Genomic DNA, 15,646 nt, shown 5'->3' with positions numbered 1-15,646 from the left:
CAGAGCGGAGCAATCCGCTTTTTTTTAATATTTCGTAAAATGAAAAAAACAGTTTTTTATATCGCACTTTGCTCCGCATTGGTACAGTGTACATCTTTGAAATTGGGTAAAAAGGTGCAACCAACGGTAATCACGGAGCAGGTGAATTTTGATACCGATGATCCCGCAATCTGGATCAATCCACAGGATGCTTCGAAATCTTTAATCATCGGAACCGACAAAGAAACGGATGGCGGCCTTTTTGTTTTTGATTTGAATGGAAAAATTGTGAACAAAGTTCCGGGTTTAAAGCGTCCTAACAACGTAGATGTAGAATACGGATTTAATTTTCAGGGTAAAAAAATCGATATAGCAGTTACTACGGAAAGACAGCAGAACAAGATCAGAATTTACGAAGTTCCCTCGATGAAAGAAATTGGGGCAATCAGTGTTTTTGAAGGCGAAACTGATCGCGACCCGATGGGAATTTCAATCTATAAGAACCCGCAGACTGAAGAAATTTTTGCAGTTGTAGGCAGAAAATTCGGCCCGAGCGGAACTTACCTTTGGCAGTACAAACTTTCAGAAAGCAACGGGAAAGTTACCGGGGAAGTTGTAAGGAAGTTCGGAAATTTCAGCGGTAAAAAAGAAATAGAAAGCATTGCCGTTGATGATGAACTGGGTTTCATCTATTATTCTGATGAAGGATTCGGTGTTCGCAAATATTATGCAGATCCGGCAAAAGGAAATCAGGAACTCGCACTTTTTGGGCAAAAAGATTTTAAAGAAGATGTGGAGGGAATTTCGATTTATGACACCGGCAACGGAAAAGGATACATTTTGATTTCAAATCAGCAAGCCAATACCTTCAACGTTTACAGGCGCGAAGGCGACAATGGAAATGCGAACCAACATTCCAGAATTGCAGAAATTCCGGTTTCTACAAAGGAAAGTGACGGTTCAGAAGTGGTCAATGTCAATCTCGGACCCCAATTTCCGAATGGCGTTTTTGTGGCGATGACCAACGGAAAGGTATTTCATTACTACGATTGGCGCGAATTTCAGAAAATTATTGATGAGCAGTCGCAGTCAAAGTAATTAAAAGGAATTGATTTCTAATAATTGTAAAAACCTTGCAGAAAAACTTTTGCAGGGTTTTTTATTGGATTATTAAGTTTGAGCTTGAAATTTTTATGAGTATTTTTGTAAAATATCCAAATTTATGGTTCTGGTCACCGGCGCAACAGGAATTCTCGGAAGAGTTATCGTTTTAGAACTGCTGAAACGCGGAAAAATCGTGCGTGCGGCAAAGCGGAAATCCAGTAATTTGGATGAGGTTCGCCATTCTTTTCAGTTTTATACCGAAAGTCCTGACGATTTCTTTAATAAAATTGAATGGATGAATGTTGATTTTGAAGACATTGATTCATTGAAATCGGCATTAGATGGCGTGCAGGAAGTTTATCACTGCGCGGCGAAAGTCAGTTTTCATCCTAAAGACCGCAGGGAAATGTACCACACCAATATCGAGGGCACAAAAAATCTCCTTTACGCCTGTGAAAATTCTTCGGTGCAGAAGTTCCTCTTCGTAAGTTCGATGGCGGTTTTCGACGGTGTAAATGAAGACGGAATGGTGGATGAAAATTCCGATTTCAACCCAAAGTTTGACCATTCTGACTATGCGGTTTCCAAGCATTTTTCTGAAATGGAAGTTTGGCGTGCGGCTGCTGAAGGGCTGAATGTCACCATCATCAATCCCGGAATCATCATCGGCAGCGGCAACTGGAACTCGAGCAGCGGCGAACTTTTTGAAAGTTTAAGGAAGTATCCCTTTGCCATGAGCGGTACTTCAGCGTATGTCGATGTGCGCGACGTTGCCAAAATTGCGGTTGATCTTCTGGAAAAAAATATTTTCAACGAGAAATTCATTCTCATCTCAGAAAATAAAAAGTTTGCCGATATGGCGAATTTGGTTCGCGAAAAACTCGGCATTGGGCCAGTAAAAATCCTTTCGAAATCCGTTCTGAAATTGGGCTACGCCGGCAATTTGCTGTTCGGATGGGCTTTCCCGCCACTGCGGATGATCAATAAAGTAAATCTGGATAGCGTTACCAGCAATAATCTGGTTTCAAACCAAAAAATAAAAGAAAAACTTGATTATCAGTTTATTCCCGTAGCGGAAAGCGTTGATTTTCATTTAAAAAATTATATAAAAGACCGAAGACCTAAGCCCGGAGCCTGAAATAAATTTGTATTTCTTCTTCCAGTACCCATCTTCCCGACAAAAAATGAATATAACCCAATTTTTAAACACCAATACCGAAAAATATTCCCTGAAACACGCCATAGGTTTCAGGAAGGATAATAAATGGGAAAGCATCAACTGGAAAGATTTTCGCAGAATGGTTTTCAAGACCGCCAATGCGCTGAAAGAAGCCGGAGTTGAGGAAAACGACCGTGTGGCCATCTATTCCGACAATTCCGCGGAGTGGATCGTTTTCGATTTGGCGATACTTTCCATTGGCGCCGTCACCGTACCGATCTATTCCACAAACAGTAAGGAACAGGCAGAATATATCATCAACGATTCCGAATCGAAAATAATTATGGTGGGCAACCAGGAGCAGTACGATGCGGCTTATGAACTGATTCAGCGTAATGTGTTTCTGAAAAAAATCATCGTTTCCAAGAAAAAAGTCTGGATCAAAAAAGAATTTTCAGAGTTTCTGGAAGATTTCATCAAAACGGCGAAAGAGCATTCAGAAATCGTCGAAAAATCTGATGATGATTTGGCAACGCTGATCTACACGTCCGGTACCACCGGTATTCCGAAAGGTGTGATGCTTACCCACGGTAATTTCAACAAATCTTTCGAGGCGCATTTTGATTTTTTTAAATTTAAAAACTTTCAGAACGAACATTCACTGGCTTTTTTGCCCTTAACGCATGTTTTCGAAAGAAGCTGGACGCTCCTTTGCCTCTTTGGCGGGGCGAAAGTTTCCTTTTTAGAGAATACCAAACTCATCGCCAGCACTTTAACAGAAGTAAAACCGACCATGATGTGCGCCGTGCCGAGATTTTATCAAAAAATTTACGCCGGAGTAAACGAAATGGTGAAAGACGGTTCTGAAACGAAAAAGAAAATTTTCAACTGGGCCATGTCTGTAGGAAGCGAAGTTGCCGAACTTAAACGTCTTGGAAAAGCGGTTCCTTTTGCTCTTAATTTGAAAAATTCTGCTGCCAACAAATTGGTCTTCCAGAAAATCAAAAATAAAATGGGCGGCAATCTGTGGTTTATGCCTTGCGGTGGCGCATCGCTTTCCCCGGAAGTCACTAAATTTTTCGATGCGATGGGCATTCGTATCACCGTTGGTTACGGTCTTACGGAAACTACGGCAACTTTAACGGCGTTTCCGTTTACCCACTATGAACATGGCTCCGCCGGAATCACACTTGGTGACACAAAGATTAAAATCGGCGAAAACGACGAAATTCTGGCCAAAGGCAGCGGAATTATGAAAGGTTACTATAAAAAAGCGGAAGAAACTGCCGCAGTTTTCACGGAAGACGGCTGGTTCAAAACTGGTGACGCCGGAAAATTGGATGAAAAAGGAAACCTGTACATCACCGACCGGATCAAGGATTTGATGAAAACGTCGAACGGAAAATACGTGACGCCCCAACCGATTGAAAACCTGCTTTCCAATAACCAGTTCATCAGTCAGGCGATGGTGGTTGCAGAAGGAAAACCTTTCGTTACGGCTTTGATTATTCCCAATTTTGAAGCGCTGAAAGACCAGTTGCCAAAGATGAATATGCCGTTTACCAGTTGGGAAGAAATTGTGAATTCAGATCAGATTAAAGCCTTCTACCAGCAAAAAATTGACGAAATTCAGCAGTCGCAGTCCGGCTTCGAAAAAGTGAAAAAATTCACCCTGATGCCGGCGGAATTTGAAATCGGCAGTGGGGAAATCACTCCGACACTCAAAGTAAAACGCAACGTCGTTCTTGAAAAATATAAAGAACTGATTGATAAAATGTATCTGCATTAACTGTTGTGAAATTCTTACTGGCAATTAAATTAAACTTAAAAAACTTTTGTCACTTTTGTGGTTTAAAATAAATTATGGAAAACCAATTTCTCGGAAATAATAACTTTAAGGTTTCATCACAAACCGTTTCTGCATCCTGCCCCAGCAATATTGCACTGATCAAATACTGGGGAAAATACGAAAATCAAATCCCGGCCAATCCGAGCATCAGTTACACACTGAACAACTGCCGCACGAATACGGAAATGGAGTTTCTGGCCAATGAACCTTTTTCGGTTCAAACATTTCTTGCAGGGACAGAAGAACCAAAATTTGCTGAAAAAATTGAGAAATATTTCAAAAACATTGAAAAATATCTTCCGTGGATTATTCAGGGAAAATACATCATCAGAACCGAAAACACCTTTCCCCACAGTTCGGGAATTGCGAGTTCTGCGTCGGGTTTTGGGGCGATTGCGAAATGTCTGATGGAACTCAATTCAAAATTCTCAAACGGTAACCAAAAAACGGTAACCGATAACCAAAAAGCCAGTTTCCTCGCAAGATTGGGAAGTGGAAGCGCGTGCCGAAGCCTTTACAGCGGACTGGTCGTTTGGGGCGAAACTCCTGTTGTTGAAGGAAGTTCAGATTTATTTGCTGTAAAATATCCCAACGAAGAAATTCACCCAATTTTCAAAAATTTCAACGATTGGGTTTTATTGATTCACGAAGGTGAAAAATCCGTAAGTTCCACGGTGGGGCATGGTCTGATGAACACCAATCCGTATGCAGAACGCCGTTTTCAGGAAGCGCGTGACAATTTTTTTGTTTTAAAAGATATTCTGAAAACCGGTGATTTACAGAAGTTCATGACGTTGGTAGAACACGAGGCACTAACGCTACATGCGATGATGATGATGAGCGAACCCGCCTTTATTTTAATGAAAACCGGCACTTTGGAAGTCATCAACAAAATCTGGAAATTCCGTGAAGAAACCGGTTTGCCGCTGTTTTTCACTTTGGACGCTGGCGCTAATGTTCATTTACTTTTCCCAAGTGCAGATGTAAACTCTCACGCTGAGCCTTTAGAAGCATCTGTTGAGAAAATCAAATCGTTCATTGAAAAAGAATTGTTGCAACATACGCAGAATGGTGGTGTGGTGAAGGATGAAATGATATTTTAAAAAAAATATTTCTGCAAAAAAAAGTATCACATTACTACTATTATCAAATGAAAATTCACCACATCGCCATCATCTGCTCCAATTACGAAGTTTCCAAAAAATTCTATACGGAAGTTTTGGGTTTAAATATCATTCGGGAAGTGTACCGCGAAGCGAGGCAGTCATACAAACTTGATTTGGCGATTGGCGAACATTATGTCATCGAACTTTTTTCTTTTCCAAACCCGCCAGAAAGGCCGTCGCGACCGGAAGCCTGCGGTTTGCGCCACCTTGCTTTTGCGGTGGAAAATGTAGAGGAAAAACGGAATGAGCTGATTCGGAAAGGTTTAGTCTGCGAGGAAATCCGAATTGATGAGTTCACTGATAGAAAGTTCTTTTTCACACAGGACCCGGACAAACTTCCGCTGGAATTTTATGAAATTTAATGCATGGCTGGCTTAAAACTTTTTTACATTATTCTCGGTGCCACGCCGGAAGGCCGGAATATAGAGCAGCACGACGTCTTTTTCGGAATTGCCGAAAATTTGCGTGATCTTGTTCCGTCGATAAAAGCTTTCTGGCCGGAAGCGAAAGGAAAAATTCACCTCGATGCTTATAAGGAAGTAAAATTTGTCGATAGCTACGAAGTGAAAATCGCTGAAAAAACGCCTGGCAGCTCAGAAAACCAATTGTTTTTTATTAATCTTGGTGGCTACAAACCGGGACAATTTGCGGAGTTCCACGAACAGCATCTAATGGCAGGAAAATCAATGGGCGAAGTGATAAAACGGGTAAAGCAAACCGAATTTTACAAAACAATGGGCTTTGAAAATGCGGTAAGCCACATCGATGACAAACACGGCGTTGATATTGATGATATTTTCAACGTGCATGATATTTTGCCTAAAGAAATGAAAGAGAAATATTCTATCATCCTGAAAAAATCTATGGTAGAAAATCAGGAAAATCCAAGTTCAGTAGGTTATTTCAAAATTGATAAACTTTAAGGTCGAAATGCCGGTTGTTTGCTTTAAAATAAAGCTGCAATTTATCGCTTTATCCTTATTTTTGCGGTTGTAACTCAAAAAAATAAACAATGAAAATCGGAATTCTCGGCGGCGGACAACTTGGGCGGATGCTCATTCAAAATGCACTGAAATACGATGACGAATGGTTCACCCTCGATCCGGCGAAAGATGCGCCCTGCGCCAACATCTCTTATTTTACCGAAGGAAATTTCAACGATTACGATACAGTTTTAAATTTCGGGAAAGGGAAGGATGTGGTTTCCATCGAAATTGAACACGTGAATGTGGATGCCCTTTTTGAACTGGTGAAAAACGGTGTGAAGGTCATTCCAAGTCCGGAAATCATTCAAACCATTCAGCAAAAAATCCTTCAGAAAGAATTTTATAAAAAACACGGAATCCCAAGCCCTGAATTTCAGATTATCCAGCATAAATCGGAAGCTGGTTTTCCTTTGCCTTTCGTACAAAAAATGAATACCGGAGGGTACGACGGAAAAGGTGTGCAGATCATCAAAACCGAAGAAGATTTACAGAAATTATGGGATGAGCCGTCCGTTTTGGAATCTTTGGTGGATATTGATAAGGAACTTTCCATCATTGTTGCCAAAAATGAAAACGGGGAAACCAAAACTTTCCCTGTAACAGAAATGGTGGCCGATCCGAAGCTCAATCTTTTGGATTTTAATATCTGTCCGAGCGATATTTCGGAAGATATCCAGAATCAGACCGATGCGATTGCAAAACAGTTTATCGACGCTGCCAATTCTCCCGGGCTTTTCGCCATTGAACTATTTTTAGACAAAAAAGGCAAAGTTTGGGTTAACGAAACTGCGCCGCGACTGCACAATTCCGGTCACCAAACCCAGGAAGGCAATGCCAATTCGCAGTTTGAGCAAATGTACCGCGTCCTGAAAAATTTACCGCTTGCAGACACCGATGCAAATGGTTTTTCCGGAATGCTGAATTTGGTTGGCGAAGAAAATTTTTCAGGAAAGGTAAAATATGACGGCATTAATGAGGTTCTGCAACTGCCCAAAACTTACGTACACCTTTACGGAAAAACCGAAACCAAGCCCGGCCGTAAAATGGGGCACATCAACGTTTTGGCGGAAAACCGGGAAGATTTAATGGAAAAACTTGTTCACATAAAATCTTTGGTAAAAGTGGTTTCTTAAGAAAAATTAGCCTTTGTATTTTAAAATTTCTAAAAAGCGCTGGAAATTCATACCTTTAAACCTTAATTTTTTAACAGTAATCCGATGGTCGGTATCATCATGGGCAGCCAAAGCGATTTGGCCATTATGCAGCAGGCGGCAGATTTTTTGAAATCGCTCGAAATCCCTTACGAACTCACTGTAGTTTCCGCGCACAGAACGCCGGAGCGCATGTTCGATTACGCAAAAACCGCCAAAAATCGTGGACTGAAAGTCATCATCGCCGGCGCCGGAGGTGCCGCACATTTGCCGGGAATGGTCGCCAGTTGCACCACTTTGCCCGTGATTGGCGTACCGATTTTATCATCCAATTCTATCGACGGTTGGGATTCAGTTTTATCGATTTTGCAGATGCCTTCGGGTATTCCCGTTGCTACTGTTGCACTGAACGGAGCCACAAATGCCGGAATTTTAGCCGCAAAAATTATCGGAAATTCTGATGAAAACGTGGCTGAGAAACTTCAGAAGTATCAGGATTCTTTAAAAGACAAGGTTTTGGGAACGGTGGAGGAGATTAAGAAAAATCATCCGAATTCTTACGATCAATAATTTTTTCAGGAGCCGGGAACCTGCTTTCCACTGCAATCTTTTGCTTTTCCTTATGTGAAAGAAAAGCAAAAGGATTTTCGTTGCAATCAGGGCTAGGGCAGCAGTCCGTCATCTGGCAGTTCTCGTAATACTCAATCCGTGTAAATCTGTGAAATCTTTACGAAGAGCAGCAGTCAGTCATGTGGATGTTCTCGGAATACACAATCCGCGTAAATCTGTGACATCCGTGCGATTATATTCAACATAGCAGAAAAAAACCTCGCCATCCGCACCCTCCGCGGGCGCATTTTTGACAAATAATCCGTGCAAATCTGTGACATCCTTGCGATTAAATTCAACATAGCAGAAAAAAACGTCGCCATCCGCAAGCGCATTTTTTCACAAACAATCCGTGCAAATCTGTGAAATCTGTGCGATTATATTCAAGCAGAAAAAACATCGCCATCCGCGTGCGCATTTTTTCAAAAATAATCCGTGTAAATCTGTGAAATCTGTGCGATGATATTCAACATAGCAGAAAAAAACATCGCCATCCGTAGGCGCATTTTTTCACAAATAATCCGTGCAAATCCGTGCAAATCTGTGACATCCGTGTGATGATATTCAACATAGCAGAAAAAAACATCGCCCTCCGCGTGCGCATTTTTTCAAAAATAATCCGTGCAAATCTGTGAAATCTGTGCGATTATATTCAAGCAGAAAAAACATCGCCCTCCGCAGGCACATTTTTGACAAATAATCCGTGCAAATCTGTGAAATCTGTGCGATTAAATTCAACATAGCAGAAAAAAACATCGCCCTCCGCGGGCGCATTTATTCAAAAATAATCCGTGCAAATCTGTGACATCCGTGCGATTAAATTCAACATAGGAGAAAAAAACATCGCCCTCCGCGGGCGCATTTATTCAAAAATAATCCGTGCAAATCTGTGACATCCGTGCGATTAAATTCAACATAGCATAAAAAACATCGCCCTCCGCGGGCGCATTTATTCAAAAATAATCCGTGCAAATCTGTGACATCCGTGCGATTAAATTCAACATAGCATAAAAAACATCGCCCTCCGCGGACGTATTTTTTCAAAAATAATCCGTGCAAATCTGTGATATCTGTGCGAAAAAATCAATTCAGCCACAAAAAAGCCGCCGGAAACTCCCTTCGCCAATACATTTCATTGTGTTTGCCGTCTTCGTCGGAGCGGTTGTAGATGTTTTGAGGTTTTACTTTTCGCAATTTTAAACTGTTGATCACTTTCAAAGTTTGTTCATCCATATCTTCAGACTCGTGTTTGCCCTGTACGAAATAATATTTCTGCCTTTTAAGATTGGTTTTCGAATTCCGTATAAAGTCATTCAGTTCTTTGGAGTTAAACCAGAACGCATTGCTGAACGCCAGAATTTTCCCGAAAGTTTCCGGAAATTTTACACCGCCGTAAACGGAAATCAGCGCGCCAAGCGAACTGCCACCTAGTGAGGTGCATTTTCTGCGAGATTTTGTACGGTAATTTTTATCGATATAAGGTTTCAGGGTTTCCACGATAAAATTCATATAATTTTCACCGTTTCCACCGCCGTATTTTGAATTTTTAAAGGGCGAAAGTTCTTCAATCCGCTTTTCACCGCCGTTGTCAATTCCAACTACAATTGCACTTTCCTTACTTTGAGCAAAAATTTTATTCAGCGCTTCGTCAATCTGCCATTCTCCGGCGTAGGACGTTCGGTCATCAAAAAGGTTTTGTCCGTCGTGAAGGTACATCACAGGATATTTTTTCTTTGAAGTTTCGTAATCCGGTGGAAGATAAACCCAGATTCTGCGCTTGCGGTGAAGTTGCGGCATTTCAAAATTTTCGGAAATAATTTTTACGTTGGGTTGGGCCGTCGATTGTTTTTCCTGACCATTTAATCCCAAAACAAAAAATAGAGCGAAAAGAACCATGAATTTTTTCATAAACTAAAATTAAGAAAAGGCTCCCAAACCGGAAGCCCCTTCTGCTATAAAAGTAAAATGAATTTTTTAATCTGTCAAAAAAATCAGTAATTTTTGATTGATAACACCCGAAATGGTCAACAGTTTTTGTAGCTTAAAAATCAGCGTAATCTGAGCAATCCGCAGGAGAATTTTTGACAAACAATCCGTGCGAATCTGTGACATCCGTGCGAATCATATTCACCAGAGTATTAAAAAATCATCGCCATCCGTGTCATCGCGTGAGCATTTTACAAACAATCCGTGCAAATCTGTGGTATCTGTGCGATTATCTTCAACATAGAAGAAAGCCATCGCCATCCGTGTCATTGCGTAAGCATTTTTTACAAATAATCTGTGTAAATCTGTGAAATCAGTGCGATTATCCTCAACATCGGCGAAAATCATCTCCATCCGCATCATCTCGTGAGCATTTTACAAACAATCCGTGCAAATCTGTGATATCTGTGCGATTATCTTCAACATAGAAGAAAGCCATCGCCCTCCGCGTCATTGGCGTGAGCATTTGACAAACAATCCGTGCAAATCTGTGAAATCTGTGCGATTATCTTCAACGTTGAAGAAAATCATCGCCATCCGCGTCATTGCGTAAGCATTTTTTACAAATAATCTGTGTAAATCTGTGACATCCGTGCGATCAGAGAGCGTTACAAAACACCCACTTTCTCCATGCACATTTTCATCTTTTGGTAAGTCCTTTCAATATCATGATCCAAACCAATCGAAAAACGGATCAAGCCCGGCGAAAGCCCCATTTCTTTCTGTTCATCCTCAGGAATTTCCGATGAAGTCGATGTTCCTGAAGCAGAGAATAAAGTCTTATAAAAACCTAAACTCACCGCCAGATAACCAAGGTTTTCGTTCTGCATCAGTTCCATCAGTTCGTTGGCTTTTTCCACGGTTTCCACATCTAGCGCAATCAAGCCTCCAAAACCGTATTCCTGGTGAATCATTGTTTTATAAAGTTCGTGCTGGGGGTGGCTTTTCAGTCCCGGATATTTCACTTTCAGTCCGTCATGTTCCCATTTTTCGGCTAAAAACTGTGCATTTTCGCTGTGTTTTTTCATACGGATGTGCAGTGTTCTCAAATTTTTTAAAACACTTGCCGCACGCAGGCTGTCCATCGTTGGTCCCAACAGCATACAAGCGCCGGAATTTACATTTTTCGTAGCATCAATGAATTCCTGGGTCCCGCAATACACGCCGCCCACGGTGTCACTGCTGCCGTTGATGAATTTCGTCAAACTATGGATGGTGACATCCGCGCCCAAAAGTTGAGGTGAAACGGATAAAGGCGAAAAAGTGTTGTCCACCACAAGTTTCAGATCGTGTTTTTTAGCAATTCTTGAAAGTTCCCTTAAATCTGCAACCTCCAAAAGCGGATTGCTCACCGACTCACAGTAAATCACTTTGGTGTTTTCGTTAATGGCACTTTCAACCTTTTGCAAATCAGTGATATCGACAAACGAAGTTTCAATTTTAAAATCCGGCAGAAAATTCTTCATAAAAGCATAAGTTCCACCGTAAATCGTTCGGCTTGAAATGATGTGGTCGCCGCTTTTGCACAGTTGCAGTATCGTAGAAGTGATAGCACCCATTCCGGACGCGGTTACATTGGCGCTTTCTGTGCCTTCCATTTTTGCGAGTGCCTGCGCAAGATAAAGATTGCTTGGTGAAGAGTGGCGGGAATAAAGGTAACAACCCACAGCATTGCCTTCAAATGTGTCAAACATTTTTTTGGCTGAGAGAAATGTGTATGTTGAACTGTCAGATATTGAAGGGTTTACGCCTCCGAATTCGCCGAAATACTGTAAATCCTGGATGTGGTTTGCTGCGTTGAAATCTTTCATTATTCTTCTTTGTTTAGATTCTTAAATTTGAATAAAAGGCAACTTTAAAACAATCATAAATTAAATATTCCGAAAATATATTTAAAAATTTGAGGTGGGATAGAATAAAAATCTAAATTTGAGTCGATTGTTTTTAAATAACCAAAATTATTTCTGATGCAACTCGACGGAAAGGATAAAAAATTGCTGTTTTTATTACAGAACGATTCCAAAAAAACCACAAAAGAGCTGGCGAGCGCCCTCGATTTGTCTGTTACCGCAGTTTTTGAACGGATAAAAAAGCTTGAAAAACAAAAAGTTATCGAAAAATATGTCGCACTGATTGACAAGCAAAAAATTCAGAAAGATTTCATCGTACTCTGCCACGTAAAATTGGTGCAGCACCGCAAAGATTACATCACCCAGTTCGAGAACGAAATTGTGCAGTTTTCCGAGGTTTTAGAATGCTTCCATGTGAGTGGCGATTACGATTACATCCTGAAAATCTGTGTGAAAGACATCAAGGATTACCGGGAATTTATGGTAACGAAACTCACTAATCTTCAGAACATTGCGAGCACACAAAGTTCATTTACAATAAAAGAAGTTAAAAATACGACAGTGATTTCTACAGACTGATTATTTGTTTAAGAAGTCCATCAGGTCCATATAGTTTTTCTGGTTTACGCCGTGCCCGCTCATATATTCGCGGAACGTGAAATAACAGCTGAGATTGTAAAGTAGCTCGGCGCCTTTTCTTGCCCAATCCAGTGGGATTACAGCATCATCAGTTCCGTGTGAAACAAAAAAGCGAAGATGCTCCAGTTTCTTTTTATCCTTTACGATGTTGGTGAGGATTTTTTCCTCAGGATAGCAGCTCATGCAAATCACTTTATGAAAAAGCTGCGGATTGGTCAGCGATAGGGCATAAGTCAGAATTCCACCCTGTGAAAATCCTGCCAAATGTGTATTTCCAGCCTTCAGGCCGTATCGCTGTTTTATTTCAACGATATATTTCAGGATGGCGTTCATCGCATCTTTTGCCTGATCTGGATTGATAAATTCATCCGGATTATTGAAATTGATATCATACCAAGAATAGCCTTCATATGGTGTATTCAGCGGTGCCCGAAAGCTCACGATCAACCAGTCTTGAGGTAGCGTATCCCGAAAAGAAAAGAGGTCTTCCTCGTTACTTCCATAACCATGGAGCATAAAAAGGATAGGTGTTTCCGACGTGATGTGTTCAGGTTCGCGAACGAGGTAACTTAATTCCATTCAGCAAAGATAATTTAAAATATTAATGTGTTTTGATGGAAAAAATGAGTGCTGATGCTTAAAGTTTTAGGTTGAAACTCACAAAACACTTTAAATAGGAATAGCCTTTAACCAAAAATTCCGGACATCGCTGTCCGAAATTTATGCCTTAAAATGTTACTGTTAAACCTCCCTTTTCGGAGTTACCGTTACACGCTTCAGTTTAATCCAGCCAAGCTTTTCAAGAGCCAGCATGATCAGGTAAGTGACATCGATTTCGTGCCAGCGCACTCCGCCGAAATTGGGCCTTCCGCCGAATTTATGGTGATTGTTATGATAACCTTCACCCAGCATCAGCCAGTCGAAGCGAAACAGATTCTTTGAGGTATCATTCACTTTGAAATTTACATAACCGTAGATATGACCGAACCAGTTGATGATCATCCCATGAATCGGCGCCATGAGATATGCTACCGGCAAAAACAGCCAGTGCCACCACTGTTCCGCAAAAAAGATAAAAAAGAGTGTGTACAAAACACCCCAGCCGATTCTTGAGCCCCATGAACTTGCAAAACGGTCAAACGATTTCCACTGGGGAACATTCTTGGTAAATTTTTCCTCTACGGCGATTTTCTGTTTGTTGATTTGCTGATAAATGTTTTTGGTGCGCCACATCATGGCGAGCGGATTTGGATCGTATTTAGGCGAATGCGGATCTTTCTCGGTATCGGCAAAAGCGTGGTGCATTCGGTGCATCACACCATAGCCATAGGCACTTAAATAATTGGAACCCTGAGTGATCCATGTCAAAACATAACAAAGTTTCTCACCAAATCTCGACATGGTGAAAGTTTGGTGCGCCGCATACCGGTGAAGAAAAAACGTCTGGAAAAACAGTCCCGAATACCAAAGGACGATGATGAAAATTATAATTGCCATTCTTTAATTTTAATTAGATTATGTAAAGTTACGCATTATCAAAAGAAAAAGCCGGCAGCGGCCGGCTTTTCTCTTATTTAATTGCTGTTTTAGTTGGCTTTGATGATGAAGTAGTTCTTCTTGCCTTTCTGTAAAAGCAGGAATTTACCGTCAATCAGGTCGCTTTCCTGTGCTGTGAAAGAATCACCGATTTTTTCTTTGTTTACGGAGATTGCGTTACCTTTCAGCTCGCGCTGCGCTTCACTTTTCGATTTCAAAAATCCGGACTTTTCGGTCAAAAGATCTGTAATATTGGCACCGATGATTTCAGTTTTCGCAACTTCCTTTTGCGGCACACCGTCAAAAATTTCCAGGAAAATTTCTTCATCCAGGCTTACCAGATCTTCTGCTGTGGATTTGCCAAAAAGGATCTCTGAGGCTTTCACTGCTTTCTCATATTCCTCGCGGTTATGAACCCAAACCGTCACTTCCTCCGCAAGTTTTTTCTGCAGTTTTCTTTCATGCGGTGCAGTTTTATGTTCTGCAATTAAAGCTTCGATCTCCTCCTTTGGCAGGAAAGTATAGAATTTTATGAAGCGTTCCGCATCTTCATCTGTCGCATTCAGCCAAAACTGGTAAAATTTGTATGGCGAAGTTTTCTTCGGGTCAAGCCAGTAATTTTCGCCGCTTTCAGATTTTCCGAATTTGGAACCGTCGGATTTTGTGATCAGTGGAACCGTCAGCGCAAATGCTTCGCCCTGCACTTTCCGGCGGATCAGTTCAGTTCCTGTGGTGATATTTCCCCACTGGTCGCTGCCGCCCATCTGCAGTTTCACGTTTTTTTCTTTGTACAGATGCAGGAAATCGTAACCCTGCAAAAGTTGGTAGGTGAATTCCGTAAAACTCATTCCCTCAACGCCTTCCTCGCCGCTGAAACGCTTTTTTACCGAATCTTTTGCCATCATATAGTTCACGGTAATGTGCTTTCCGATGTCTTTGGCAAACTGCAGGAACGAGATATCCTTCATCCAGTCGTAGTTGTTCACCAGCTCGGCGCGGTTTTCACCTTCACCTGTAAAATCCAGAAATTTCGAAAGCTGCGCTTTCAGGCAGTCCACAAAATAATTCAGCGTAGCTTCATCCAAAAGGTTTCGTTCCGAAGATTTGCCCGTTGGGTCACCAATCATTCCGGTGGCACCGCCCACCAAAGCAATCGGTTTGTGGCCATGCTGCTGAAAATGGGCCAGAATTTTTATCTGAATCAAACTCCCGATGTGCAGGGAATCTGCTGTTGGATCGAAACCGATATACGCCGTCGTAACTTCCTTATTCAGTTGTTCATCTGTTCCGGGCATCATATCCGCGTACAGTCCGCGCCATTTAAGTTCCTCAATAAAAGCATTCATTCCGTCAAAATTTTTGAAAGTGCAAAGATATTAATTTTTTTGGCGTGTCCCTCGTTCGCTCATTATTTGGCGCTCCTCCTTCCTCGTCGCGCCCAACCATTCGCTCACTCGCGCCGTGCTGTGCAGGGCTGCACTTCGTTCCGGTATTCCGCTCCGCTTCATACTGCTCGCTGCGCTCGCACCCTTACCATCACTCACGCAGGATTCGGTTTTCCCGATTCAGAAATAAGCCCAGTACATTACGTTGGGTCTGTGTGCTATTAAAGCGAATCCTGCAAAGCCTGGC

14 protein-coding genes are annotated in these 15,646 nt (G+C 41.6%); 9 read left to right on the top strand and 5 right to left on the bottom strand.

Going from position 1 to position 15,646, the window contains the following annotated elements:
- The first annotated feature begins 39 nt into the window (after positions 1-39).
- From CKV81_RS04250 to purE, 8 genes are all read left to right on the top strand, one after another.
- The gene (locus CKV81_RS04250) at positions 40-1,077 is read left to right on the top strand and encodes a phytase (RefSeq protein ID WP_095070720.1); all 1,038 of its coding nucleotides are present in this window, start codon (positions 40-42) and stop codon (positions 1,075-1,077) included.
- A 124-nt stretch (positions 1,078-1,201) separates the two neighbouring features.
- A complete protein-coding gene (locus tag CKV81_RS04245; RefSeq protein WP_095070717.1) occupies positions 1,202-2,221 on the top strand; it encodes an NAD-dependent epimerase/dehydratase family protein in 1,020 nt (339 codons plus the stop codon).
- A 46-nt stretch (positions 2,222-2,267) separates the two neighbouring features.
- The gene (locus CKV81_RS04240; RefSeq protein WP_095070715.1) at positions 2,268-4,031 is read left to right on the top strand and encodes an AMP-dependent synthetase/ligase; all 1,764 of its coding nucleotides are present in this window, start codon (positions 2,268-2,270) and stop codon (positions 4,029-4,031) included.
- A 74-nt stretch (positions 4,032-4,105) separates the two neighbouring features.
- The gene (locus CKV81_RS04235) at positions 4,106-5,194 is read left to right on the top strand and encodes a diphosphomevalonate/mevalonate 3,5-bisphosphate decarboxylase family protein (protein WP_095070713.1); all 1,089 of its coding nucleotides are present in this window, start codon (positions 4,106-4,108) and stop codon (positions 5,192-5,194) included.
- A gap of 47 nt (positions 5,195-5,241) precedes the next feature.
- Entirely contained in the window at positions 5,242-5,619 is a 378-nt protein-coding gene (gloA2, locus tag CKV81_RS04230; RefSeq protein WP_095070711.1) for an SMU1112c/YaeR family gloxylase I-like metalloprotein, read from the top strand.
- A gap of 3 nt (positions 5,620-5,622) precedes the next feature.
- The gene (locus CKV81_RS04225; RefSeq protein ID WP_095070709.1) at positions 5,623-6,180 is read left to right on the top strand and encodes a DUF1543 domain-containing protein; all 558 of its coding nucleotides are present in this window, start codon (positions 5,623-5,625) and stop codon (positions 6,178-6,180) included.
- Positions 6,181-6,269: 89 nt separating this feature from the next.
- The gene (locus tag CKV81_RS04220; protein ID WP_095070707.1) at positions 6,270-7,376 is read left to right on the top strand and encodes a 5-(carboxyamino)imidazole ribonucleotide synthase; all 1,107 of its coding nucleotides are present in this window, start codon (positions 6,270-6,272) and stop codon (positions 7,374-7,376) included.
- Positions 7,377-7,460: 84 nt separating this feature from the next.
- Positions 7,461-7,964 (top strand): 5-(carboxyamino)imidazole ribonucleotide mutase, encoded by a 504-nt coding sequence (purE, locus tag CKV81_RS04215; RefSeq protein ID WP_095070705.1) that lies wholly within the window; start codon positions 7,461-7,463, stop codon positions 7,962-7,964.
- Positions 7,965-9,086: 1,122 nt separating this feature from the next.
- On the opposite strand, the gene CKV81_RS04210 is transcribed toward purE, so the two are convergent.
- Complete coding sequence (locus CKV81_RS04210) at positions 9,087-9,911, bottom strand: alpha/beta hydrolase (protein ID WP_095070703.1); 825 nt, start codon at positions 9,909-9,911, stop codon at positions 9,087-9,089.
- A gap of 686 nt (positions 9,912-10,597) precedes the next feature.
- Entirely contained in the window at positions 10,598-11,800 is a 1,203-nt protein-coding gene (locus CKV81_RS04200) for an aminotransferase class I/II-fold pyridoxal phosphate-dependent enzyme (protein ID WP_095070700.1), read from the bottom strand.
- A gap of 156 nt (positions 11,801-11,956) precedes the next feature.
- Between CKV81_RS04200 and CKV81_RS04195 the strand changes: the two genes are divergently transcribed.
- Positions 11,957-12,418 carry an Lrp/AsnC family transcriptional regulator gene (locus CKV81_RS04195; RefSeq protein ID WP_095070698.1) on the top strand — a complete coding sequence of 154 codons (462 nt, stop codon included), beginning with the start codon at positions 11,957-11,959 and terminating at the stop codon, positions 12,416-12,418.
- Here CKV81_RS04195 and CKV81_RS04190 read toward each other — a convergent pair whose 3' ends face one another.
- The 3 genes from CKV81_RS04190 to tyrS all read right to left on the bottom strand — a co-directional run bounded on the left by CKV81_RS04190 (position 12,419) and on the right by tyrS (position 15,360).
- Positions 12,419-13,057 carry an alpha/beta hydrolase gene (locus tag CKV81_RS04190; protein WP_095070696.1) on the bottom strand — a complete coding sequence of 213 codons (639 nt, stop codon included), beginning with the start codon at positions 13,055-13,057 and terminating at the stop codon, positions 12,419-12,421. It lies immediately after the preceding gene.
- Between the two features lie 162 nt (positions 13,058-13,219).
- On the bottom strand, positions 13,220-13,975 hold the full coding sequence (locus tag CKV81_RS04185) for an acyl-CoA desaturase (RefSeq protein WP_095070694.1): 756 nt from the start codon (positions 13,973-13,975) through the stop codon (positions 13,220-13,222).
- An 89-nt stretch (positions 13,976-14,064) separates the two neighbouring features.
- Positions 14,065-15,360, bottom strand: coding sequence for a tyrosine--tRNA ligase (gene tyrS, locus CKV81_RS04180; RefSeq protein WP_095070692.1), 1,296 nt, complete (start codon positions 15,358-15,360; stop codon positions 14,065-14,067).
- Positions 15,361-15,646: the final 286 nt, after the last annotated feature.

The sequence above is a fragment of the Chryseobacterium taklimakanense genome, assembly GCF_900187185.1.
Taxonomy (GTDB): Bacteria; Bacteroidota; Bacteroidia; order Flavobacteriales; family Weeksellaceae; genus Planobacterium; species Planobacterium taklimakanense.
This window is presented reverse-complemented; position numbering and strand designations above follow the sequence as displayed.